Annotated in this window: 19 protein-coding genes; 8 read left to right on the forward strand and 11 right to left on the reverse strand. The window is 67.2% G+C overall.

Translation table 11 applies throughout. The features are described from left to right. The 4 genes from V9L20_RS09740 to V9L20_RS09755 all read right to left on the reverse strand — a co-directional run bounded on the left by V9L20_RS09740 (position 1) and on the right by V9L20_RS09755 (position 6,529). Positions 1-1,650 (reverse strand): ShlB/FhaC/HecB family hemolysin secretion/activation protein, encoded by a 1,650-nt coding sequence (locus V9L20_RS09740; protein WP_337296435.1) that lies wholly within the window; start codon positions 1,648-1,650, stop codon positions 1-3. Between the two features lie 227 nt (positions 1,651-1,877). Beyond that, positions 1,878-3,920: a CHAT domain-containing protein gene (locus tag V9L20_RS09745; RefSeq protein WP_337296436.1), complete on the reverse strand. Its 2,043-nt coding sequence runs from the start codon at positions 3,918-3,920 to the stop codon at positions 1,878-1,880. Between the two features lie 258 nt (positions 3,921-4,178). Further along, positions 4,179-6,365, reverse strand: a complete 2,187-nt coding sequence (gene katE, locus V9L20_RS09750; protein WP_258503760.1) for a catalase HPII — start codon at positions 6,363-6,365, stop codon at positions 4,179-4,181. Next, positions 6,362-6,529: a hypothetical protein gene (locus V9L20_RS09755; RefSeq protein WP_258503759.1), complete on the reverse strand. Its 168-nt coding sequence runs from the start codon at positions 6,527-6,529 to the stop codon at positions 6,362-6,364. The genes katE and V9L20_RS09755 overlap by 4 nt, the downstream gene beginning before the upstream one ends. A 331-nt stretch (positions 6,530-6,860) precedes the next feature. Here V9L20_RS09755 and V9L20_RS09760 point away from each other — a divergent pair, with 331 nt between their 5' ends. After that, entirely contained in the window at positions 6,861-7,679 is an 819-nt protein-coding gene (locus V9L20_RS09760) for a transglutaminase-like domain-containing protein (RefSeq protein WP_258503758.1), read from the forward strand. Positions 7,680-7,707: 28 nt separating this feature from the next. Here the strand turns inward: V9L20_RS09760 and ligD are convergent, their stop codons facing one another. From ligD to V9L20_RS09775, 3 genes are all read right to left on the reverse strand, one after another. After that, positions 7,708-8,631, reverse strand: a complete 924-nt coding sequence (gene ligD, locus V9L20_RS09765; protein WP_443098562.1) for a non-homologous end-joining DNA ligase — start codon at positions 8,629-8,631, stop codon at positions 7,708-7,710. Further along, positions 8,628-9,674, reverse strand: a complete 1,047-nt coding sequence (gene ku, locus V9L20_RS09770; protein WP_337296437.1) for a non-homologous end joining protein Ku — start codon at positions 9,672-9,674, stop codon at positions 8,628-8,630. Before ku ends, ligD begins: the two co-directional genes overlap by 4 nt. Before the next feature lie 203 nt (positions 9,675-9,877). Continuing rightward, the gene (locus tag V9L20_RS09775; RefSeq protein ID WP_337296438.1) at positions 9,878-10,873 is read right to left on the reverse strand and encodes a succinylglutamate desuccinylase/aspartoacylase family protein; all 996 of its coding nucleotides are present in this window, start codon (positions 10,871-10,873) and stop codon (positions 9,878-9,880) included. A 173-nt stretch (positions 10,874-11,046) separates the two neighbouring features. Here V9L20_RS09775 and V9L20_RS09780 point away from each other — a divergent pair, with 173 nt between their 5' ends. Further along, on the forward strand, positions 11,047-11,319 hold the full coding sequence (locus tag V9L20_RS09780; protein ID WP_337296439.1) for a hypothetical protein: 273 nt from the start codon (positions 11,047-11,049) through the stop codon (positions 11,317-11,319). Between the two features lie 7 nt (positions 11,320-11,326). Here V9L20_RS09780 and rpe read toward each other — a convergent pair whose 3' ends face one another. Next, a complete protein-coding gene (gene rpe / locus V9L20_RS09785) occupies positions 11,327-12,025 on the reverse strand; it encodes a ribulose-phosphate 3-epimerase (protein ID WP_337296440.1) in 699 nt (232 codons plus the stop codon). A gap of 71 nt (positions 12,026-12,096) precedes the next feature. On the opposite strand from rpe, the gene apaG reads away from it, so the two are divergent. The 4 genes from apaG to V9L20_RS09805 all read left to right on the forward strand — a co-directional run bounded on the left by apaG (position 12,097) and on the right by V9L20_RS09805 (position 17,110). After that, positions 12,097-12,492: a Co2+/Mg2+ efflux protein ApaG gene (apaG, locus tag V9L20_RS09790; RefSeq protein WP_258503754.1), complete on the forward strand. Its 396-nt coding sequence runs from the start codon at positions 12,097-12,099 to the stop codon at positions 12,490-12,492. A 126-nt stretch (positions 12,493-12,618) separates the two neighbouring features. After that, on the forward strand, positions 12,619-14,610 hold the full coding sequence (locus tag V9L20_RS09795) for a site-specific recombinase (protein WP_337296441.1): 1,992 nt from the start codon (positions 12,619-12,621) through the stop codon (positions 14,608-14,610). Then, the gene (locus V9L20_RS09800; RefSeq protein WP_258503750.1) at positions 14,607-15,878 is read left to right on the forward strand and encodes a cation:proton antiporter; all 1,272 of its coding nucleotides are present in this window, start codon (positions 14,607-14,609) and stop codon (positions 15,876-15,878) included. The genes V9L20_RS09795 and V9L20_RS09800 overlap by 4 nt, the downstream gene beginning before the upstream one ends. Then, positions 15,875-17,110, forward strand: coding sequence for a YbdK family carboxylate-amine ligase (locus tag V9L20_RS09805; RefSeq protein WP_258503748.1), 1,236 nt, complete (start codon positions 15,875-15,877; stop codon positions 17,108-17,110). Before V9L20_RS09800 ends, V9L20_RS09805 begins: the two co-directional genes overlap by 4 nt. A 21-nt stretch (positions 17,111-17,131) precedes the next feature. On the opposite strand, the gene V9L20_RS09810 is transcribed toward V9L20_RS09805, so the two are convergent. Beyond that, positions 17,132-18,109: a GlxA family transcriptional regulator gene (locus V9L20_RS09810; protein WP_337296442.1), complete on the reverse strand. Its 978-nt coding sequence runs from the start codon at positions 18,107-18,109 to the stop codon at positions 17,132-17,134. 104 nt (positions 18,110-18,213) lie between these two features. On the opposite strand from V9L20_RS09810, the gene V9L20_RS09815 reads away from it, so the two are divergent. Both V9L20_RS09815 and thiL read left to right on the forward strand, forming a co-directional pair. Further along, positions 18,214-18,840, forward strand: coding sequence for an isochorismatase family protein (locus V9L20_RS09815; RefSeq protein ID WP_337296443.1), 627 nt, complete (start codon positions 18,214-18,216; stop codon positions 18,838-18,840). Between the two features lie 45 nt (positions 18,841-18,885). Next, positions 18,886-19,845: a thiamine-phosphate kinase gene (gene thiL / locus V9L20_RS09820; protein WP_337296444.1), complete on the forward strand. Its 960-nt coding sequence runs from the start codon at positions 18,886-18,888 to the stop codon at positions 19,843-19,845. On the opposite strand, the gene V9L20_RS09825 is transcribed toward thiL, so the two are convergent. Together V9L20_RS09825 and V9L20_RS09830 are read right to left on the reverse strand one after the other, a co-directional pair. Then, positions 19,846-20,556, reverse strand: a complete 711-nt coding sequence (locus V9L20_RS09825) for a DUF3053 domain-containing protein (protein WP_337296445.1) — start codon at positions 20,554-20,556, stop codon at positions 19,846-19,848. A 74-nt stretch (positions 20,557-20,630) separates the two neighbouring features. Next, a complete protein-coding gene (locus V9L20_RS09830; protein WP_258503739.1) occupies positions 20,631-21,527 on the reverse strand; it encodes a LysR family transcriptional regulator in 897 nt (298 codons plus the stop codon). Positions 21,528-21,550: the final 23 nt, after the last annotated feature.

Raw genomic sequence — 21,550 nt, forward strand, 5'->3', positions numbered from 1 at the left:
TCAGAACACCTTTTGCGCCTGCACGTACAAACGCGGGTTGCGGCCGCCGCCATCGGTCTGCGCCGGCCGTGTGCCGTCGCGCCAGGCGAGCGTCGCGTTGATCGCAAAGTTGCCGGGCCGCGCCCACGAAATACCGATGCCGAAACCCCGCAGGCTGTGGCGGTTGGGGCCGGTGTCGAACGGCGAAGGGTTGCGCACGATCTTTCCGCGCGCGGCGTCGTAGAACACGAAAGGCGTGAGCTCCGAGTTGAGCGACCAGCGCCATTCGACGGTGCCGATGACGCCCTCGTCCACCAGCAGTTCGCCGGACGGGTACGCACGCACTGCGCGCGCACCGCCGAGCGAGAGCTTCTCGGAAGCGTCGAGGTTCTTGCTGGCCCATTGGCCGCCGAGCGCCACATACAGCGAATGGTTCGGCACGATGGCCTGCAGCCGCGAAATCTGGAAGCTCAGCTTGGTGTAGCCGCCCTCGGTGCGGTGGCCCGCCACGCTCTGGTCGAACGCGCGGCTCTGCTCGTCGCGAATGGAAAGGTCACCACGGTAAAGCGTGCCCGAGCTGGCCCAGTAGCCGCCGCCGAGCACCTCGTCGCGGCGCTCCCAGGCCCAGCCAAGGCCCAGGCCGAGCACACGCTTCTTCGACGCGAAGTCGACCGCGTTCATCTCGTCGGTCAGGTTCTTCACGTCGGCGCCCAGGCGCAGGAAGAGGTTCTGCTGGCGCTGGCGGATCAACGGGTAGTTGAGAGAAACGTCGAGCACGTCGGCCCTGCCCTGCGCCCCGAGTTCGGCAAACTCGCCGCCAAGCTCGTAGTTGACGCGCGCAAGGCCAATGCCGGCGCGCAGGCCGCTGGTGCCGATGGGCGCCTCGTAGGCCACGCGGCCGAACTGCAGCGCATTGCTGTTCGAAACCATCAACCGCATGTCGAGGTTGTCGCCGATGCCGAAGGGACTGAGATAGCGCACGGTGCCGCCGACGCGAAAGCGCCCCGATTCCTTGGTGCCGTGGTTGTCGCCCTCGGCCGTGAAGGCCCAGCGCGGGCCCGCGACGACCTCGACCGAAAGATCGGTGGTGCCGCTTTGCGTGCCTTCCTGCAGCCCCGACGTGACACGAATGCCGGGCTGGTCCGACAGCAGCAGCATCGCGCGCTCGTAGGCGGGCGCGCTCACGGCTTCTCCGGGCTGCAGGGGCGCGAGAAAGCCGCGCACGCGGGCTTCGCTGATGGGGGCATCGGGTGCGACGGTGACATCGACCTTGCCGAGCCTGCCTTCGATGACGCTGATTTCCACGATGCCGTCGCGCACGGTTTGAACCGGCACCACGGCCTGCGCGAGAAAGTAGCCGCGCTCCTTGTAGCGCGCGGTAATGGCCTGCGCCAGGCTTTCGAGATCGCCGAGCGTGACGTTGCGGCCGATGTAGGGTGCGGTAATGCTTTGCAGTTCTTCGTTGGTCAGCGCCTTGACGCCGTTCAGGCGCAGGTCGTTGAGCTTGAACGAAGCGGCAGGCGGTTGCGGCGGTGCAGGCAAGCTTTGCGGTGCAACGGTGCCGGTGGCCTGGGCGAGCGGGCGGTCGCAGGTGCCGCAGGGGTCTTTGGTGGGGAGCAGCGTGTTGGTGTCTGTTTCTGCTGCGTGGGTGCGCTGGGCTGCTACCAGCAACGTGGCGCCCATCAAAGCGGAGACAGCAAAGGCAATTGGCGTAGAGCGTTGGCTAGCGCGCATCTCAGTGCTCCACCGTGGGTTGGTTGTGTTCTTGGCGCTGCTGCTGTTCAGGGCGTGTGCAAAGGCTACCGGGGCACGCTGCTGGTGTGCGGCTGATCGACCAGCGCCCTGAACAACCGCGCGCAACACAACGACCAGACATGGCAGTGGTTCGTCTTTTCATGTCAGATCCCCACCGTGAGACGCCAGTTGCCGATCAGGTTGAACGGCGCCCAGAAAAAGGGATGCGACATCTTCGGGTCCTTCAGCACGGCCAGTTGCCCCGCCTGCATCGCCTTCTGCAGATCGCGTCCCTTGGCGAGCTCGCCGTAGAGCGTGCCCATGAGCACGGCGGTTGCGTCGTCGGACACAGGCCACAGCGATGCGATGAGGCTCGAGCTTCCGGCCGAGAGAAACGACCGCGTGAAGCCCAGCACCTCGTCGCCCTGCGCAATTCGGCCGAGGCCCGACTCGCAGGCCGAAAGCGTGACGAGCGCCGTGCCGTCCATCGGCAGCCCGAGGATCTCGTGCGCTTCCAGAAAATTCTGCTTGCCGCCTTCGTTGGCCAGCAGGATGCGCGAATACAGCGGGTCGACCGCGTCGGCCTCTGCGTGGGCCGCCACGTGCATCAGCGGCGAGCGCGCGGCCACCTCGCGGAACTGCGTCTTGGTGGCTGCCGCGCCCATGTACACGGTGTTGCGCGGGAACAGCTGCGCGAGCTGCTTGACCTCGACCTCTGCGCCGGGCAGGTCGTACTTGTCTTCGATGCGTGGATTGCCAAAGGCCGTGAGCGATGCGCTCACGCGCGGCGTGCGTTGCGCCAGCTGCACCGCAATGCTGATGGAAGGCGCGACCGCCACCGGATTCGTCTCGATCAGGTAGCGCCCGCCCAGGCGCAGCGCCTGGAACGGCAGGTAATGCAGCGGCCCGTGGGGCACGACGATCACGCGCTGCCCGGGTGCCAGGCCCAGCGGGCCGAGCAGCGCTGTGCCGAGCTTGTCGGCATTGGTGATGGCCGCGCGGCGGCCGCGCACGATGGAATTGCGGAACACTTCCACCAGTTCGGTGAGCTCTTCGCGGCGCACCGGCACCGTCTTGGCCTCGATGCCGGCGGGGCTCACGACCCACACCAGCAGGCGGTCGGGCAGCGCGTGGAACTGCACCACGCGCTCGTCGGGCGCCAGCGTGCCTTGCAGCGTGGCCAGGTCGACGGTGTGCGAGGCGCGTTCGTTGATTTTTGCGCGGCCGCGCACCGCATCGAGCAGCGCGCGCGAGCGGCTGCGCTCGCTCACTTCGAAGGCCTGGCGCGCATCGCCCGCGTCGCTGTAGATGGACACGCCGCGCTCGAACACCGACTGCAGGTCCGAGAACAGGCCCATCTTGAATTCTTCGCTGCGGAACTTGGCGCGCACCTGGTCGACGCTGCCGAGCGCGCGGGCCACGGCGTCGGCCGCGGCCTGCTTCTGGCCCAGCGCAAGCTCGCTGCGCGCCACGCCGTCCCAGGCCCAGAGGCGGTAGTACTCGGTGTCGGTGCCCACTTGGCGGGCCGTGAGCGCGCGGTACAGGTCGCGCGCCTCGGCCGGCTTGTTCTCGGCCAGCAGCAGCCGTGCGCGCGTGCGGTCGAGCTGCGCCGTGAGCGGTGCGTCCTTGGGCGCCGCCATGCCGCCGAGCACTTCGCGCGCCCTGGCCGCATCGCCCGATTCGATGAGCGCGTTGACGAGAGAGGCCTGCACCAGCGGCGCATAGCGCGCGGAGCTGTTGGCCAGCGCTTCGTCGTAGCTGATCACCGCGCCGGCATAGTCGCCGCGGCGGGTGCGCACGTCGCCGATGACCTTTTGCACCGGGCCGACCACCAGCTTGGGGTCGCGCGCCTGGTGCTTGAGCGCCTCGCGTGCAAATTCTTCGGCCTTCTCGAGCTGGCCCGAATAGCTGTAGACGATGGCCAAGTCCCGGTTGGCCATGGCCATCAGGTTCGGGTCGCGGGTGGCATTGGCCAGATGCAGCGCCTTGCTGGCGGCCCGCACGCTCTGCCTGAACTCACCGGCTTCGGCCAGCGCCACCGCTTGGCTGCAATATTGGTAGCCGGAGAGCTTGACCGCGTCTTGCCCGTAGAGCACCGCGCCCTCGCTGGTCAATGCCAGCAAGGTGTCGGTGTCGGCAAGCCGGGCCTGCTCGGCCTTGCTGGCCGCGGCCTCGGCGTTGGGCGCCTGCTGCTGCGCAAGGGCCAATGGCCCGTGCCCCAGCAAGAGAATGCCAGCCAGCCCGAGAGCACCCGCGACTCCTGCACGACGTGCCGAGCGCTCCCATCCCGTTCTCGAAAACCACGTCATTGGACCCCCGCGTGCGGCCCGTGTGCCCGCGGTTGCGGGGGTCGACGTCGCGGAAGTGCGCGCCGTTCAGGCCTCGTGGGGAAAGTCTAGGAGCGCCCTCCCGCGGCGGCTATTCGCAAGAAGGCCTAGCGCAAACGGACTACTTCAGGGAGTGCGTCAGGCGGGGACCGATTCGATGTCGGCCCGCTCCCAGTGGCGGTGCTTGGCAATGGCCGCGATGAAGTCCTGCGCGATCTGCGTGGCTGCGGTGTTGTCGCCCAGGTTGGTGACCGGCGTGGCCGCCACGACGACGCCGGGAGGCAGATCGCCGGGTTGCGGGTCGGCGGCAATGCCGAGCCTGGACAACAGCTGCACGCCCTCGCCCACGGTGCAGATGGCCTTGCAGTGCTTGTACGCCTCGAGCACGAAGTGCACGGCATCGCCCGCGGCCGCAAGGGCGGCGGCGCCCAGGCTGCCGCCGGGCACCAGCACGGCGTCGAACATCACCGAAGGCGCGTTGGCAAAGGTCATGTCGATGTCGATCTGCCGCTTCGACGCGCTGGCAACGGTGCCCAGGCGCGGGCCGACCACCTTGCAGCGCGCGCCGGCCTGCTCGAGCGCATCGCGAATCGGCTTGAGCGAGGCGGAGTCGATGCCGTCCGCCACCAGGATGGCGATCTTGCGCGTGCGGATCGTGCCGTCGCCGGTATCGGCCATGCTGAGCGCGGGCGATTCCGAGACCGGCAGCGTCATGCGGTGTTCGCGATAGCCTGCGCGGCCCGCGGCGGCCTTGGCATCGGGCGCACCAATACCGAGCGGCTCCGCCACGCGGCGCGCGAGCTTTTCGTCCACATGCGCCAGGTTGTCGACCATGCGCTGGCGGATGGCCGGCACATCGACCTTCGAGAGCTCGAAGCGGAAGCCCGCGACGATGTGCTCTTTCTCGGCCGCGCTCTGGCTGTTGAAGAACAGGCGCGCCTGCGTGAAGTGGTCGTCGAAGGTCGGGCTGCGCCGGCGCACCTTGGGCGACTCCATCTCGTCGGGGTACGACTGGAAGCCGACGCTGCCGCCGTCCACCCGGAACTCCTTGCCGTCGCCCAGCGAGTTGGGTTCATAGGCCACCTGGCCGCGCGCAATGGTCTGGCGGTGCATGCCGTCGCGCTGGAAGTTGTGGAACGGGCAGACGCTCTTGTTGATGGGCAACTCGTGAAAGTTGGCCCCGCCCAAGCGCGAAATCTGCGTGTCGGTATACGAGAACAGGCGCCCCTGCAGCAGCGGGTCGTTGCTGAAGTCGATGCCGGGCACCACGTGTCCTGGGTGGAACGCCACCTGCTCGGTTTCGGCAAAGAAGTTGTCGGGGTTGCGGTTGAGCACCAGCCGACCGATGCGCTGCACCGGCACCATCTCTTCGGGAATGAGCTTGGTCGCATCGAGCAGGTCGAAGCCGAGCGATTGCGCCTTGTCTTGTGCGATGAGCTGCACGCCGAGTTCCCATTCGGGGAAGTCGCCGTTCTCGATGGCTTCCCACAGGTCGCGCCGGTGAAAGTCCGGGTCCTTGCCGGCGATCTTCTGGGCTTCGTCCCATGCGAGGCCGTGGATGCCGAGCTTGGGCTTCCAGTGGAACTTGACGAAATGGCTCTCGCCGCGATGGTTGACGAAGCGGAAGGTATGAACGCCGAAGCCTTCCATCATTCGATAGCTGCGCGGAATGGCGCGGTCCGACATGGCCCACATCAGCATGTGGGTGCTCTCGGGCATGAGGGAGGCAAAGTCCCAGAAGGTGTCGTGCGCGCTCGCGGCCTGCGGCATCGCGTGGTGCGGCTCGGGCTTGACGGCGTGGACGAGGTCGGGAAACTTCATCGCGTCCTGGATGAAGAACACCGGGATGTTGTTGCCCACGAGGTCGTAGTTGCCTTCGCGGGTGTAGAACTTGACCGCGAAGCCGCGCACGTCGCGCACCGTATCGGCCGATCCGCGTTCGCCGGCCACCGTCGAGAAGCGCACGAAAACGGGCGTCTTCGCATCGGGGTCCTGCAGGAAGTCGGCCGAGGTGAACTGCGACATCGACTTGTAGACCTGGAAGAAACCATGCGCCGCCGAGCCGCGGGCATGCACCGCGCGTTCCGGAATGCGCTCGTGGTCGAAGTGCGTGATCTTCTCGCGCAGGATGAAGTCTTCGAGCAGCGTGGGCCCGCGCAGACCTGCCTTGAGCGAGTTGTGGTTGTCCGGAATCTGAAGACCCTGGTTGGTCGTCAGATTGGGCGCATGATCGGTCGCGAAGCCTTCGAGTTGCTGCTGCTTGGCATTGGTGCCGTCCGTGGCCTTCGATCGGCGTCCGGCGGCGGCCTTGTTCTGTGGCGTCATCGAGGATCTTTCATTGGGGGGTCAGCTTCGTTGTCGAGAAAAAGGTCCAGCACGTTCACCAACGCAATCAGGCAGATGAACCCTGCCACTGCGGCCACCACCCAGAACAGGATTTCATCCCCCCAAGTACCGGTGAGTGAATCGAACAGGGCAGAGATATTCATGATTCGCTCCAGCAGATCAGATTGGACAAGTCGTGATGCTTGCGCTGCAGCCGGTAAGGGCGATAAGAGCCGATTTGAAGGCGTTGCGAGCGAATCGAAAGGTTATGTTTGCCGCAGACTGTTACCCGTAGTGACGCCTCGCCCCCGCTTGTGGGAGAGGTGAGGCGTGCAAGGTAGGAGCGCGCCGACAGAACCGGGCTCGCACCTACGCGGCTTTGCGCATCTGCCCGCGTGCCCCGGCATCGGGGCACCGATAGCATCAACAAAGGAGGCACGAAGCCTGCTTGCACATCCGGACAGAACACATACTTGGCCCACAGGGAAAAACGACATGCAGATAGAGATCGGTTTCGACATTGAACTCGCCGTCACGGCACCCACGGCACTGATCTACATGCTGCAAGTCCACCCGTCGCGCGCGGCGGACCTGCAAAACGGCGAGCACATCACGATCAGCCCGCCGTTGCATACCGACTACTACATGGATGCATTCGACAACCACTGCGCGCGGGTGCGGATACCCGCGGGCGTGGAAAGCGTGCGGCTGCGCAACCATGCCGTGGTGTTCGACCCGGGCTGGTCCGACCCGGTGGACTACAGCGCCGTGGAGCACGCGGCGGCCGACCTGCCGGTGTCGACGCTGCCCTTTTTGCTGCCGAGCCGCTACTGCGAAGTCGACAGCGAGCTGCTGCAGTTCGCGTGGAACAACTTTTCGCGCGTGGCGCCCGGCTGGCACCGGGTGCAGGCCATCTGCGACTTCGTGCACGAGCATTTGCGCTTCGACTACCAGAGCGCGCGCGCCACGCGCACGGCGCTCGAGGGATTTCGCGAGCGCACCGGCGTGTGCCGGGACTTTGCGCACCTGGCCATCACGCTGTGCCGGTGCATGAACATTCCGGCGCGCTATGCCACGGGCTATCTGGGCGACATCGGCATTCCGCCCGTGCCGTACCCGATGGACTTCAGCGCCTGGTTCGAGGTGTACCTGGGCGACCGCTGGTACACCTTCGATGCGCGGCACAACGTGCCTCGCATCGGCCGCATCGTGATTGCACGCGGGCGCGATGCGGCCGACGTGCCGATCACCATGGTGTTCGGCGCCAACTCGTTGCAGCGCTTCGAAGTGACGACGAACGAAGTGCTCCAGTAGCAAAGCGGGCCGGCAAGGTCGGCCGGCTTCACGAGGGCATGTAGCCCAGCATCTCCATGGCGGCCCGCAGACCCGTTCGGCTGCTCTCCATGGCGTCCCATGGCGTGTTGCCCACGCCGATGCGGTCGGCAATGGTGGCCACCGTCCAGTGGGCGGCGCTGCCCAGGTCGGGCAGTTCTTCCCACGCCAGCGGCACCGACACGCCCATGCCCGGACGCGCGCGCGCCGACCAGGCACAGGCCGTGGTGGCGCCGAAGCCGTTGCGCAGGTAGTCCGCAAAGATCTTGCCCACGCGGTTGCGCGGCCCGCTCTTGGCCACGAAGCGGTCTGGAACGATGCGCGCCAGGTGCTGCACGATAGCCCGCGAAAAGCCCCGCACCTCGTCCCAGCCAAGCTCGCGCTTGAGCGGCACCACCACGTGCAGCCCCTTGCCGCCGCTGGTCTTCAGGAACGAAGGCAGGCCGAGTTCGTCGAGCAGCACATGCACCAGCAGCGCGGCCTCCTGGATCTGCTGCCAGTCGACGCCCTCGCCGGGGTCGAGGTCGAAGGTCATGCGGTCGGGCTTGCCGATGGCGCGCGAGGTGGCGTTCCAGGTGTGCAGCTCGATGGTGTTGTACTGCGCCGCGCCGATGAGCGCCTGGGCCGTGTCGATCTGCAGCAGCGGGTCATGCCCCGGGTCCAGCGCCGGGTCGAGCAGCTTGATGCCGGCAATGTCGCTGTGCTGCGCATGCTTCTGGAAGAACAGCTCGCCGCTCACGCCCTCGGGCGCGCGCACCAGCGCCACGGGGCGCCCCTTGAGGTGCGGCAGGATCAGCGGCGCCACGGTGGCGTAGTACTCTGCGAGGTCTCCCTTGGTGACGCCGCTCACGGTGTCGATCACGCGTTCCGCATGGGTGATGCGCGGTGCCTTGGTCTCCTTGGTCTCCATCCGGTCGCTCTCCCGTCCGTTCATGCTGCGCGGCGCCGGGCGGGAGCGGTCTTGGCAGCACTGCGCTTGCCCGCGGCACTGCCGCTGGTGCTTTTGGCGGTGGTCTTGGCGTGGGCCTTGGTCTTCGGCTTGGCCTTGGTGGTGCTCTTGCTCTTGGCGGACGGCTTGGCAGGCTCTTCTTCTTCGTCGTCGTCTTCTTCGTCCGCGTCGGCGGTCCTGGTGGAGGCCTTGGCGCCGCCGCCCTTGCGCAGGCTGCGCTGCAGCAGCTCGGTCAGGTCGATGATCTTTGCGCCGCGGCCTTCGACGGCCTGGCCTTCCTCGGGCTCGATCTGCGTCACCGTCTCGGTCTGGCCCGCGGCCACCTTGCGATCGACGAGCCGCAGGATCTCGTCCTTGAACTCGTCCTTGTATTCGTCAGGGTCCCAGTCGGCGCTCATGTCCTCCACCAACTGTTCGGCCATCTTGATCTCCCGTTCGTTCAGGCCGGCCTTCTTCGCGTCTTCGGAGGGGAGCGGCAGCTCGGTCCAGGGCCGGATGTCGGTGCCCCAGCGCAGCAGGTTCAGCACCAGCCCCGGGCCCACGGGCACCAGCGCGGCAAGGTGCTGCTTGGTCTGGATCACCACGCGCGCCACGCCGATGCGGCCGCTGCGCTGCAGCGTTTCGCGCAGCAGCGCATACACCTTGGCGCCGCGGTTGATGGGCGCCACGTAGTAGGGGCGCTCGAGGTAGAGAAACGGAATGCCGTTGGCGGGCACGAAGGTCTCGATCTCGATGGTCTGGGTGGTCTTGGGGTATGCGTCGGCAATTTCCTTGTCGCTCAGCACCACGTATTCGCCGTCTTCGTATTCGACGCCCTTGACGATGTTCTCGCGCGCGATCTCCTTGCCGGTCTTCTTGTTGATGCGCTTGTAGCCCACGGGGTCCATGGTGCGCTTGTCGAGCCAGTCGAAGTCGATGCTCTGGCTGGTGGTGGCCGAGTACAGCGCCACCGGGATGTGGACGAGGCCGAAGCTGATCGCGCCTTTCCACAGGACGCGCGGCGCGGGTGCTTTTTTCGAGACTGCCATGGACACACTCCTTCAGGCTCGAGACTTTGCGCCAAGGGCCTCCGGCCCGTGTAGGAGCGCTGCGGCGCCTGCCGTAAGGCGCGGCCCGGCTTTTCTCCCTCCCCTTCCGGGGGAGGGCCGGGGTGGGGGCAAGCGGCGTGTCTACTGGGCGCTCTGCCCGCCCCCATCCCAGCCTTCCCCCAGAAGGGGAAGGAGCAGATGCTTCAGGCCACAGGGTCGAGCACGCGCTCGCTCGGCCGCGCGAAGTAGAACCACTCGGCGCCGGGCAGTGCCAGTGCGTTGGGGAAGACGATGAACCCGTCGTCCGGCGCGCTGACCAGCGTGCCGTCGTGGCGCATGCCGATGGGCTCGCCGCGCTGCACCGCATCGAAGGTGGCCCAGTCGCGCACGAAACTGTCTTCTTCGTGCAGCCGGTCTGTCACGCTCGCCAGCCGCAGCAGTTGGGGCGGGCTGGGCGGCGCGGCTGGCATGCCTTGCGGCAGCTCCGCCATGCCGAGCAGCGCCAGCGCGCGGCGAATGGCGCGCCACGCCACCTCGGGGGCCTTCGGGTCCCGGTGCTGGCCGCATTCGAGCGTGACGCCGTAGCCGCCGCAATTGCGGATGTATTCGTTGGTGCCGCGGCCGAAGTCGATCGCGTCTTCGTCGACCGCAACGCCCGCGGAGCGCTGCGCGAGCCCGGCCGCATAGATGTCGAGCCAGCCTTCCACCACGATGGGCGTGCCCAGGTGGAGCGCGAGCAGCCCCTCCTCGGCGGCGCGGGCGAAGGGCTCCAGCGGGCCGGTGTTGTCGCGCGGGCCGATCATCGCGAAGGCCTCGCCCTCGCTCTGGAAGGAATGCAGGTCGAGCAGCACGTCGTGCCGCTCGATGAGCGGGCACAGCACATTGGTCACCCGGCCTTCATAGTCGGCCGGCGCCTCGCTGGGCTTGAACAGGCGATTGAGGTTGCGCTCGCCCTCCCGCTGCAGGCGTCTCCGCGCGAGCGGATTGGCCACGGGCAGCAAGGTGAGCTGGCCGCGCAGCAACTGGAGCGCGCCGCCGTCGAGCTCGGCCAGCACGCGCTCGATGCCCACGGTGCCGCAGGTTTCGTCGCCGTGCACCCCGCCCAGCACCAGCAGCCGCGGGCCGGGGTTCAGCGAGGCGAAGGTGTGGATGCGCAGGCTGTCGGCGGTGGCGCCGGCAAGAGGATCATCGGAAGACATCCGGCCGATTATTGCGGAGGGGTCGCCCTGTGCGCAAAGACGCTACTGGTTTCATAGCGGCGCGGCACGCCTACAGGGCCCGCCTCGGCTGTCCTACCGCCGCTGCCGGCCGAGCGGTGCAGGCTCGACTCATCAGATAGACATCATCAGATAGACACCGAGAGGAACACGCCATGAGCAGCAGCAAGCCCCGTTCGAAGGCCCCCGGCACACCGGACGACCCGGTGCGGGACGCCGGCGGCGGCAACACCAAGGTCGAGCAAGGAGGCGATTCGGCGCCGCGCCTGCCGCATGAGCGCGACCAGTCTTCCGACAGCCAGGAGGCGCAGGACGGGCAGCCGAGCGAGGTGGGCCGCAAGGGCCATGACGACATCGAGCGCGGCGCCGTCGATACCGACCGCGGCCCGGTGACGGACCGCGTCTACAACGACAAGGTCAAGCGCTGAGCTTGGTTTACTTCTTCTTGCCGACGCCGGCGAGCTGGTCGCGCATCGACGAGATCACCGCGCCGTAGTCCTTGGCGTTGAAGATCGCGCTGCCGGCCACGAAGGTGTCGGCGCCCGCGGAGGCCACGCGCGCAATGTTGTCGGCCTTGATGCCGCCGTCCACCTCCAGGCGGATGTCGCGGCCGCTCTGCTCGATGCGCTTGCGCGCGAGTTCGATCTTGCGCAGCGCCGAGTCGATGAAGCTCTGCCCGCCGAAACCCGGGTTCACAGACATGATCAGGATCAGGTCGATATCGTCGATGGCCCAGTCCAGCGCTTCCAGCCCCAGGCCCGGGTTGAACACCAGCCCGGCCTTGCAGCCCGCGCCCTTGATGGCCTGGATGCTGCGGTTGACGTGGGGCGATGCGTCGGGGTGAAAGCTGATGTAGTCGGCGCCCGCTTCCGCAAAAGACGCGGCCAGCGCGTCGACGGGCTGGATCATCAGGTGCACGTCGATTGGCACCGGCTCGCCGTCCGCCGTCTTGGCGTAGGGCTTCAGGGCCTTGCAGATCATGGGGCCGAAGGTCAGGTTCGGCACGTAATGGTTGTCCATCACGTCGAAATGGATCCAGTCGGCGCCGGCGGCGATGACCTTGGTCAGTTCGTCGCCAAGATGCGCGAAATCGGCGGAAAGAATGGAGGGGGCGATGCGGAACGGCGTGCTCATGCGCCGATTGTCGCAGCCGCCGCAAAACCCGGAAAGCCGTGCAAGAGAAGGCTCCAGTTACCATCGCGCGCATGTCACACAGCCCCTTCAGCGTCCAGGTCGAGCCCCGCTACCTGGCCGACCAGTCCTCCGCCAAGGACAACATCTACACCTTCTCCTACACGATCACCATCTCGAACGTGGGCCAGGTGGGTGCGCAGCTGATCGCGCGCCACTGGCTCATCAACGACGCTTCCGGCCATGCGCAGGAAGTCAAAGGCCTTGGCGTGATCGGCCAGCAGCCGCTCCTGGCGCCGGGCGAATCGTTCCGCTACACCAGCGGCTGCCGCCTGCAGGCGCCGAGCGGCACCATGCACGGCAGCTTCTTCGTGGTGACTGAAGAGGGCGAGCGCTTCGACGTGCCGGTTCCGATGTTCGTGCTGGAAGCCGACATTGGCGGGGCGCCTGTCTCGCGCGTATTGCACTAGTACTCCCCCAGGCTTCGCGCACTGCGTGTCGCTTCTCCCTCCCCCTCGCCGGGGGCAACACCAGAGGCCCGGCAAAGCCGGTTCCTCGGTGTTTCTGGTATTTGGTTTTCCGTTTTCACATTTTTTATGGCTGCTGCATCGCATGACCTGCAGGGCCTGTTGGCCCGGCTTGATCCGACGGCGGACGTGGCGCAGCGCCATGTCTGGCTGATCGACGTTTTCGACTGGCTTCGCGGCGACCGCGCGTCGCCGCAGGCCGCCGTGGGGCGCGTGTCGCTGCTGCTCGACGCAGTGGAGGCGCGGCCCGAGCTGCGCGAGCGCCTGCGCGCGTGGTGGCACGCGTTCACGCAGGCGGTCGACCTGACCACGCTGCTGGCGGACTACGGTTTTGCGCCGCGCACTGCGTTTGTGAGCGAGCTCACCGAACGCCTTCGCCGGAAAATATTGCCCGGCACGCCCGAGACCACCGACGCGTCGGACCTCTTTCGCATGGTGCTGCCCGGCGTGTTCGACGCGGGCTGGATCGCGCTGCTCGACGAAACCCAGCTTGCCCGCATCGGCGCCCTGCTCGCCGACGCAACCCTGGAGGCCGACGGAACGCCTCGCTGGCGCCACACGGTGATGGACGCGGTCACCTACTGCAGCAGCCAGGTGGTGGCCGCCGGCTTCTCGCCCGAGCTTCGCCTGCGCACCAGCGTGGAGCATCACGAGGCCCGGCCGTTCCACGCGCTCATGGCCGACCTGGACGAATTGCGCGAGCAGATGTTCGAAAAGCCCGCGGGCGAAGAAGGCGAAAAGGGCGATGCGGCGCTGCAAGCCGCCTTCCTGGCCTTTCGCGACCGGCTCGACGCCTGCCGTGCCAGTGCCTCGTCGGTCTATGCGCACTTCGAGGACAACGGCATTTCGGTCGGCCTGGTGTTCCGGCTGCGCCAGCTGCGCGAGCGGGTGCTGCGCATCCGCGAACTGCTCGACTGCCTGATGCCGGCCGCGCCCGCGCCCAACGTGGCGCGGCTGGTGGGCCGGCTGGTGCTGGCGGGCGGCGAGCGCAACAGCATCCGCGCGCTGATTGCATCGAACTCGTCGATGCTTGCGGCCCGGGTGACCGAGCGCAGCGCCGAAACCGGCGAGCACTACATCACGCGCGACCGCGCGAGCTACCTGCAGATGGTGCGCAAGGCCGCGGGCGGCGGAGCGCTCACTTCGCTCACGGTGCTGCTCAAGTTCAGCATCTATGCCATTGGCCTGTCGGCGTTCTGGAGCGGCTTCTGGTCGGGCCTGATGTATGCCGCCAGCTTCGTCGCCATCCAGCTGCTGCACCTGACCCTGGCCACCAAGCAGCCCGCGATGACGGCGCCCGCCATGGCGGCGCGCCTGCGCGACATCAAGACCGACGCCGCGGTGGCCGATTTTGTCGACGAGGTGGCCAACCTGGTGCGCTCGCAGGTGGCGGCGGTGCTGGGCAATGTGGGTGTGGTGGTGCCGGCGATGCTGGGGTTGGCGCTTGTGGTGCAGCTCGCGCTTGGCCGCCCGCTGCTCGATGCGGCGCATGCCGCGGCCACGCTGCAATCGCTCTCGCTCTTGGGCCCCACCGCGCTCTACGCTGCGCTCACGGGCGTGCTGCTGTTTGCCGCCAGCATCGTCGCGGGCTGGACAGAAAACGCCTTTGTCCTGCACAGGCTGGACTCCGCCATGCGTTACAACCCTCGCATCGGCGCTTTTCTGGGTGCCGCCCGTGCCCGCCGCTGGGCCACCTTCATGCGCACACACATCTCGGGCTTCGCTTCCAACATTTCGCTCGGACTCATGCTTGGCCTGCTGCCCGCATTCGCGGGTTTCTTCGGGCTAGGCCTGGACGTGCGCCACGTGACACTGTCGGCCGGGCAAATAGCGGCGGCCGCGGCCTCCGTGGGCATGCCGGTGCTCCAGCAGCCCGCGCTGTGGTGGGCGGTGGCGGCCATCCCGGTGATCGGTGCGCTCAATGTGAGCGTGAGTTTCTATTTCGCATTCCGTCTGGCCCTGCGCGCGCACAGCGTGAGCCTTGGTGACCGCGCGCGCATCCGCAGCGCCATCTGGGCACGCTGGCGCAGCCGGCCCGTAAGCTTTTTTCTACCTGCATGAATTTGACGAGTCTCTTCAACGACCTGCTGGGCTTCTGGTCCGAGTGGCTGCGCCCCTCGGCGGGCCTGCCCACGGTGCTTTGGTCGCTTTTGCTGGCCGCCGCGGCGGCTTCCGGCCACCTGGTGCAGCGCTATCTGGGCTTGCCCAAGGTGGTGGGCTATTCGATCGTCGGCGCGGTGGTCGGCTTTGCCGGCTTCGAGGGCGCCATCTGGCCGCTGCGCGGCATCAGCCTGTTCCTGCTGGAGCTGGGCGCCGCCGTGGTGCTGTTCGAAGCCGGCGGCCGGCTGCCGCTGCGCTGGTTCCGCCACAACCCGATGGTGCTGGGACAAAGCCTGCTGGAAGCCACGCTCACCTACTTCGGCGTGCTGTGGACGCTGCAGCTGCTGGGCCTGCCCGACCCGGTGGCCAACCCCATCGCACTGATGGCCATCGTCGCCTCGCCGGCGGTGCTGAGCCGCGTGATCATGGACACGCGCGCCTCGGGCCCTGTGACCGAGCGCGCCATGACGCTGGCCACGCTCAACACCTTCTATGCGCTGGCGCTCGGCTATGCGCAGGCGGGCCTCATCGAGCGCGCGCCGCAAACCCTGCTGCAAAAGCTCTATCCGGTGGCGGTGGTGCTTGGCCTGTCTTTCGTGATCGGCGCCATCCTGGCGCTGGCGCTTCGCACGGCGCTGCGGTTCATGAGCCCGACGAGCGAGAGCACTTCGATCCTGCTGCTCGCGCTCATTGCGGCCGGCGCCGCGCTCACGGCGCACGTCGGCGGCTCCGCACCGCTCGCCGCGCTGATCGGCGGCGTGCTGCTCAAGACGCTCAACCCCAAGCCCTGGGCCTGGCAGCGGCAGCTCGGCACGGCCGCTTCGCTGCTCACCATGCTGATGTTCGTGCTGGTGTCCATCGTGGCGGCGCAGGCCGACTGGACGTTGCCCGTTGCCAGCGTGGTGCTGGCCGTGATCGTGGTTCGCCTGTTTGCCAAGATCGCGGGCGTGGCCATTGCCAACCCCGGCAGCGGCGCCAGCTGGAAGCAGGCCTTCTGGGTTGGCTGCGCGATGTCGCCGCTGTCGTCGATTGCGCTGTTGATCGCATCCAACTTCACCACCGCGTCGCCACTGCTCGGCACCATGATCACGCAGGTGGCCCTGCCCTCGATTCTCCTCATGGAGGTGATGGGCGCCGTGCTCGCCACCGTGGCCATACACGCGGTGGGCGAAAGCTCGGTGCCCTGGGCGCCACAGGCTTTCAGCACCACGGAGGACACGCAGCGATGACCGCGTCCACTGGCTTTCCCGACAGCTCCAACGCCCCTCTCGTTCCCGGCACGGTGGACAGCGACGACTTCCGCTCGCCGGCGCTTCCCGCGGACCCCGCGAGCCGCGTGGTCAAGCTGGAGCCCTTCAACCGCTCCGAAGCGCTGTCGCTCGGCGTGGAGCTGGAGCTCCAACTCGTCAACACGCACGACTACGACCTGGCGCCGTATGCCGAGGACATGCTGCGGCTGATGGCGCAAACGCCCCTGCCCGGCAGCGTGGTGCCCGAGATGACCTCGAGCATGATCGAGATCTCGACCGACATCTGCCATTCGGCGCAGGACGTCATCAAGCAGCTCTCGCCCATTCGAGAGGCGCTGATCAAGAACGCCGACAAGCTCAACATCGCGGTGGTGGGCGGCGGCACGCATGCGTTCCAGCAATGGCATGAGCGGCGCATCTACGACAAGCCGCGCTTTCGCGAGCTGTCGGAGCTGTACGGCTACCTGAGCAAGCAGTTCACCATCTTCGGCCAGCACGTGCACATCGGCTGCCCCGATGCCGACGCGGCCTTGCTGATGCTGCACCGCATGTCGCGCTACATCCCGCACTTCATTGCGCTGTCGGCCTCGTCGCCGTTCGTGCAGGGGCAGGACACGCAGTTCGACTCGGCCCGGCTCAACTCGGTGTTCGCGTTTCCGCTCTCGGGACGCGCGCCCTTCACCTTGAGCTGGAAAGAATTCGAAGCGTATTTCGAGCGCATGACCCGCACCGGCGTCGTGCGCAGCATGAAAGACTTCTACTGGGACATCCGGCCCAAGCCCGAGTTCGGCACCATCGAGATCCGCGTGTTCGACACGCCGCTCACGGTGGAGCGCGCCGCGGCGCTGGCGGGCTACGTGCAGTCGCTGGCCGCGTGGTTCCTGCAGGAGCAGCCCTTCGAGCCGACGGAAGACGACTACCTGGTGTACACCTACAACCGCTTCCAGGCCTGCCGCTTCGGGCTCGACGCGGTGTATGTCGACCCCGCCAGCGGCCAGCACATGCCGCTGCGCGACCACATCCTCATGACCATGACGCAGCTCGAATGGCACAGCGAGGCGCTCAACGCCACGCAGGCGCTCGGCGAACTGCGCACCAGCGTGGAAGCCAACCGCAACGATGCACGGTGGCTGCGCGAGAAGCAAGGCAAGGAGCGCCTGCTGGCCGAGGTGGTGCGGCAGGCGGCGCTGCGCTTTCGCGGCGCGGCCTGAGCGCGCCGCAGGGAGCGCTGTTCAGGCGGCCACCGCCTCCTGCGAGAACTGCCTGCGGTACGCCGTGGGAGAAATCTTGAAGGCCGCGACGAAGTGCTTTCGCAGCGACACCGCCGAGCCGAAGCCGGCGTCCGTCGCCACGCGCTCGACCGGCTTGCCGGTGGTCTCCAACAGCCGCTGCGCGAGCGCCAGGCGCTGGTTCTGCAGCCACTGGCCGACCGTGGTGCCAGTGGCTTCGCGAAAGCGCCGCGTGAAGGTGCGCCGGCTCATCAGCGCGCGACTGGCAAGCTCGTCCAGCTCATGCGGGCTGTGCAAATGGCGGCCCAGCCATTCGAGCAGCGGCGCAAGGCGGTCGCTTTCCGCGGCGGCGGGCACCGGCCGCTCGATGTACTGCGCCTGCCCGCCCTCGCGGTGCGGCGCAACGACCATGCGCCGCGCGGCGCGGTTCGCCGCCTCTGCGCCGTAGCGCACCCGCAGCAGATGAAGACAGCAGTCGATGCCCGCGGCCGTGCCGGCTGAAGTGAGCACATCGCCGTCGTCGACATACAGCACTTCAGGCTGCAGCGTGACCTTGGGGTATTGCCTGGCAAAGGCCTCGGCCAGATTCCAGTGCGTGGTGGCCGGGCGGCCGTCGAGCAGGCCCGCCTCGGCCAGCACGAACGCGCCCAGGCACAGCCCCACCACGACGGCACCGCGCCGGTGCGCCGCCTGCAGTGCGCGGATCAGCGCAGGCGGCGCGGCCCGCATGTCGTCGCGCCATGAAGGAACCACCACGATCTGTGCCTTGCGGATCGCCTCCAGGCCGTGCGGCACCGTCAGCGTGAAGCCGGCATTGGTGCGCAGCGGCCCGGGCTCGACGCCGCACACCAGCAGGCGAAAGCGCGGGTCGCCCGCTTCGGTGCGGTCTTCGCCGAAGACCATGCACGGCACCGACAGGTGAAAGGGGCTGATGCCGTCGAAGGCGACGACGGCGATGGTTTCCGCAGATTTTTGAGCCATGGCCCGATTTTATCGATCAATGGCTTTCGGGCCACTTTCTCCGGCGCGCCCAAGCGGGAAGAATCAAGCCATCGCAACACAACCATAGCCAGGAGCCACACACCATGAGCAACCCCACACCGCGTCGCGCCCTCGTCGTGATCGACGTGCAGAACGAGTATTTCGAAGGCGGCGGCCTGCCGATCGAATATCCGCCCGTCGAACAATCGCTGCCGAACATCGCCAAGGCCATGGACGCAGCCCGCGCGGCCGGCACGCCCGTGGTGGTGGTTCGCCATCACGCACCCAAGGGAGCGCCGGTGTTCCAGGCCGATACCCACAACGGCGAACTGCATCCCGAAATTGCCAAGCGCCCGCGCGACCACCTGATCACCAAGGCATTCCCCAGCGTGTTCACCGGCACCGACTTTGCCGACTGGCTCGTGCGCCATGAGATCGACACGCTGGCTGTGACTGGCTACATGACCCACAACTGCGACGCGTCGACAGTGTTCGAGGCCATGCACCGGGGGCTGAACGTGGAGTTTCTTTCGGACGCTACCGGCGCGCTACCGTACGAGAACGCGGCCGGCAAGGTCAGCGCCGAAGAAATCCACCGCGTCTTCAGCGTCGTTTTCCACAGCAATTTCGCGGCCGTGGCAAGCACCGACGCGTGGATTGCCGCCCTGCAGGCCGGCCAGCCGATCGAGAAGGACAACGTGGTGATGTCGAACCGCCGCGCGCGGGGGTGAGCACCGCCCGGCGTTCGCGGACGCCGCAGCGCTTATGCTCGCCCCATGGGTGAATTCGACCTGATCACACGCTACTTCAAGCGCCCCGCCAAGCGCTCCCCGCTCGGCGTGGGCGACGACTGCGCATTGCTCGCGCCCGCGCCGGGCATGCAGCTGGCGGTGTCTTCCGACATGCTGGTCGAAGGCCGGCACTTTCTTTCGACGGTCGATGCGGCCCGGCTCGGGCACAAGGCGCTGGCGGTGAACCTCAGCGACCTTGCGGCCTGCGGCGCAAAGCCCTTGGCCTTCACGCTTGCCCTCGCGCTGCCCGGCATCGACGAGCCCTGGCTCGAAGGCTTTTCGCGCGGGCTCTTCGCGCTGGCCGATGCGCACGGCTGCGAGCTTGTGGGCGGCGACACCACGCGCGGCCCGCTCAACATCTGCATTACCGTGTTCGGCGAAGTGCCGGCCGGTGCGGCGCTGCTGCGCTCTGGCGCGCGCGCGGGAGACGACATATGGGTCAGCGGCACGCTGGGCGATGCGCGGCTGGCGCTTGAAGTTTTTCGCGGCACGCTCGCATTGCCGGCCGATGTCTTCGCGCAGGCACGCATGCGCATGGAGCAGCCCATGCCGCGTGTCGCATTGGGGCAGGCCTTGCGCGGTATCGCCTCGGCGGCGGTGGACGTGAGCGATGGGCTCGTCGGCGACCTGGGCCACATTCTCGCGTCGAGCCGGGTGGGCGCAACGCTCGATGCCGATGCGGCCACGAGCACGGTGGCCGCCGCATCGGCGCCGGGACTGGACATTGAAGCACTGCGCACCTGCGCGCTTTCGGGCGGGGACGACTACGAACTGGTTTTTACCGCCGCGCCCTCCGCGCGCGCTGCGGTCGAACAAGCCGGCAAGGAGAGCTTCACGCGCGTGACGCGCATCGGCCGCATCGATGCCGAAGCGGGCCTGCGCATCGTGGACGCGAGCGGCTCACCGGTTGCGCAGCGATTCGGCTCGTTCGACCACTTCGTCTGATCAGGATCCGCGGACCATTGTCTGCATCTTTGCCTGGGCGGCATTGATGGCCTTCGAATGGCCATTGAGGTCCTGCAGCATCTTGTTGAGCTGCGCCTGCACCACGGGGTCGGTCACGGCCACGGTCGAGCCGGAGACCTGGATCTTCGACTTGTTCTGCTCGATGTAGTTGCCCACGGCCAGCGCGCCATCGAACACCGCATCGAGTGCGGGAAACACTTCCTTGAAGGTGGCGGCCGGCGCCGTTACCGTCTTTTCATAGGCCTTGTCGTACACCTGCTTCAGGTCGTCGGGCTGCTTGAGCTTGGCGCGTGCGGCGTCGGCCTTGGCAAGCTCCTGGTCGAGCGCGGTGCGCAAGCCGCCGAGGCCGTCTTTCGCAGCCTTGAGGTCGTCGCGCCGCGATGCCAGGTCGGCAACGGACCGCAACGAGCCCTTGGCCATGACCTGGGTCATGGGCTGGCTGACGGACTTGTTCATGCCTTCGTTGAAGTCTGCAATCACCGCGTAGTGCTGCGCATAGTCGCCGAAGGAGGCCTTCTCGTCGGCGTTGGGCGCGGGCACGCGAAGGCCCGGCTTGTCGAGCACGCGGGTCTGCAAGAAGCCGATGAATGCGGCGCGCTGCTCGGCCTCCTTGTTGCCGCAGGCTGCAAGCAACAGACTGAATGCGAGGCACAGGCACAACGCGTTGAAACGGACCAGGGTTGTTTTCATGATGAGTGGCTTTCGCGCTTGAATGAGGCGCCAAGCATACGGGCCGCGCGCGCTGCGGAAGGAATGGAAAAGAACTACAACGACTGCTTCAGCACGTCGATGAAACTGCGCGCCGCCGCCGACAGCGAATGCCCGCGCTTGGTGACCACCGAGATGTCGCGCGCCACGCGCGGCGCGCTGAGCACCTTGATCACCAGCGTCGGATCGTTCGCGGCGCGGGCAAAGGCCGAGGGCATGATCGACGGTCCCATGCCGCTGGCGGTCATCCACAGGGCCGTTGAAAGAAACGAGACTTCGTTCACCACGTCGAGCGCCACGCCGGCATCGGCCGCGGTGCCGTCGATGAGCGGCCGCACGCCGTAGCCCGGCCGCACGGTAATGACGGGGTGGCGCCCGAGATCGCTCCAGCGGACCACGCGTGCATTGGCCAGCGGATGGTCGCTGCGGCACACCAGCGCGAGATGGTCGCGCATGAGCCGCTGCGTCTCGACCTCGGCGCCGGGCCGCTCGGGCGTGCCGATGCCGAAATCCACATGCTCGCCGAGGATGCGCGAAATGAACTGGTCGGGCGCGCAGTCGTTCACCAGCACGCGCACCTTGGGATGCTGCTCGGCAAACACGCGCATCGCATCGGGCAGGAGCAGCGCCGCAAGGGTAGGCGTGATGGCCAGCGTCACGCGCCCGCGCTCGAGCGTGCTGAGTTCGCGGAAATCGGCCGAGAGCGAATCGACATCGCGCAGCACGCGCTCGACCGTGGAGAGCATTTCTTCCGCGGCGGCGGTGGGTTTGAGCGAACGCGTGGTGCGGTCGAACAGCCGCGTGCCCAGCCCTTCCTCCAGCTGGCGGATCAGCATGCTCACCGCCGATTGCGTGACGAAGAGCTTTTGCGCCGCCGCGCTGAGCTGTCGCATCTGGTACACGGCAAGAAATGCACGCAACTGGCGCAGCGTAGGACTGAAGTTCGCGTTCATTAGAAAAGATGATATTTGATGCG

Source organism: Variovorax sp. CCNWLW225 (genome assembly GCF_037204045.1).
Classification (GTDB): Bacteria; Pseudomonadota; Gammaproteobacteria; order Burkholderiales; family Burkholderiaceae_C; genus Variovorax.